This window comes from Neopararhizobium haloflavum (assembly GCF_002750855.1).
Taxonomy (GTDB): Bacteria; Pseudomonadota; Alphaproteobacteria; order Rhizobiales; family Rhizobiaceae; genus Georhizobium; species Georhizobium haloflavum.
Map to the genome: position 1 here is coordinate 1 of NZ_NWUC01000031.1, position 2,304 is coordinate 2,304.

The 2,304-nt window shown below is 47.9% G+C and carries 2 protein-coding genes; both read left to right on the forward strand.

Annotated features, from left to right (window positions below; translation table 11 throughout):
• Positions 1–341 (forward strand): alpha/beta fold hydrolase (locus CN673_RS21825; RefSeq protein WP_114149050.1); only part of this gene is annotated, 341 nt, incomplete at its 5' end.
• Positions 342–368: 27 nt separating this feature from the next.
• On the forward strand, positions 369–2,282 hold the full coding sequence (locus tag CN673_RS21830; RefSeq protein ID WP_099868284.1) for a polyadenylate-binding protein: 1,914 nt from the start codon (positions 369–371) through the stop codon (positions 2,280–2,282).
• Positions 2,283–2,304 lie beyond the last annotated feature (22 nt).

Genomic DNA, 2,304 nt, shown 5'->3' on the forward strand with positions numbered 1-2,304 from the left:
TGTTGTTGGCGCACGGCTGGCCTGGAAATGTCTACGAGTTCTATAAGATCATCCCCATGCTCACCGATCCCAAGAAGCACGGACTCGGCGATCAAGTGGCGTTTGAGGTTGTTGCTCCCTCCATGCCCGGTTATGGATGGTCTGAGGCGAGTCACAAGAAAGGGTTGTCCGTGTTTGTCGTTTCCCGGATCTTCAAGAAACTGATGACCGACCGTCTGAAGTTCCCCAAATTCTTGGTTCAGAAAAATATTAAAAATAAAAAACAAAAAAATTTTAATTTGCTAAAACCTAAAAAATCAAAAAAAATCGTTATTTTCCTGTTTTTTGGCTCGTCTAATTGATATAAGTTGTTCCAAAAATTTTCGGAAATGGCTGCTCAGACATTGACTTCTGCCCCAGCAGCTCCTGCTGCTGCAGCTACTGGTAACGCCGCCCCGGCCGGTAACTATTTGATGGCCTCGTTGTACGTCGGTGATCTTCATCCCGCCGTCACCGAATCGCTTCTCTACAATAAGTTTAGCCAGGCTGGCCCAGTGTTGTCGATCCGTGTCTGTCGTGACGCCATTACCCGTCGTTCTTTGGGATATGCTTATGTCAACTTCCAACAACCTGCTGATGCCGAGAGAGCCTTGGACACCATGAATTTTGATTCGTTGAGTGGCAAGCCAATCAGAATCATGTGGTCTCAACGCGACCCCACTATTCGTCGCTCCGGCGCAGGCAATGTCTTCATCAAGAATTTGGACCCCAACATCGACACTAAGTCCATCTATGATACCTTCTCTATGTTCGGAAACATCCTCAGTTGCAAGATCGCTACTGACGAAGAAGGAAAGAGTAAAGGTTATGGTTTCATCCACTTCGAGACAGAAGAAGCTGCACAGAAGGCTATTGAGAAAGTAAATGGCATGCTTCTGGACAACAAGCAAGTCTACGTGGGCAAGTTCCAACCCCGTGCTGCTCGTCTTCGGGAGATGGGAGAGGCCGCTCATCGTTTCACCAATGTTTTTGTTAAGAACTTTGGTGATAAGATTGATGATGCAAAGCTCAAGGCTTTGTTCGAACAGTATGGCCCAATCACTAGCTCGGTAGTCATGAAGGATCATGAAGGAAAATCGAAGGGATTCGGTTTTGTCTCTTTCGAGAATCCAGAAGACGCTGAGAAAGCGGTCAACGAACTCAACAACCAAGAGATCCCCGAGTCCGATGTCAAATTAACTGTTTGTCGTGCTCAGAAGAAAGCCGAACGTGAAGCCGAATTATCTCGTGTTTACGAGCAACTGAAGGCTGAGCGCATGCAACGCTATCAAGGAGTCAACTTGTATGTTAAGAACCTGGATGAAACTGTAACCAGTGATGAATTAAAGAAAAACTTTGAGAAGCACGGTACTATCGCTTCTGCTAAGGTGATGACCGACGAGAATGGTCGTTCCAAGGGATTCGGCTTCGTCTGTTTTGAGAAGCCCGATGATGCTACCAAGGCGGTCGTTGACATGAACAACAAGATGCTGAACGGAAAGCCTTTATATGTTGCCCTTGCTCAGCGCAAGGAGGAACGCAAAGCCCAGCTAGCTTCCCAGTACATGCAGCGTATGGCCACCATGAGGATCCAAGGAGGTGGTATTCCTACTGCTATGTATGCTCCGAATGCTGGCGGCGGCTTCTACATCCAATCTGCGCTCCCCAACCAACGTCCTTTTGTTGCCAACGCAGTACCAGCCCAGCTTCGTACTGGAAACATGACCCGCTGGAATGGAATGAATTCAGGATTTGGAATGCAGAGCTTCGTTCAGCAAAATCAATATGGAACCGGCCACCGTGGTCCTCGTCAACAAGGAAACATGCGTCAGCAATACCAGGGTGGAGCGAGACCTCAAAACCGTGCACCGGCCGGTAACATCCAAGGAGGTCAACAAATGAGACAACAACTTGGACAGGGGAAACCAGGTCAAGGTCAGTACAATTATGGAGTTAGTCAACAAGTTCGTCCACAACATCAGCATACACAGGGAGCCCCGAGCACCACTGTACAGAGAGAAGAACTTACTTCTAAATTGGCCGCTGCTGCCCCTCAGGAGCAAAAGCAAATCTTGGGCGAACAGTTGTATCCGTTAATTGCCAGTCTGGTTCCTGATGAAATGGTCGGAAAGATAACCGGCATGTTGTTGGAGATGGAGAACTCTGAGCTTCTGATGTGTTTGGAGAACACTGAGATCCTCAACGAACGTGTCAATGAAGCTTCTTTGGCTCTGTTGGGCAAGAGCACCGCTCAAACTGCTTAAGCAGACGATGCCTTATTCCCTC

Coding starts and splice junctions, on each gene's coding strand:
- CN673_RS21830 (WP_099868284.1), top strand. CDS start 369: ATGGCTGCTCAGACATTGACTTCTGCCCCAGCAGCTCCTGCTGCTGCA.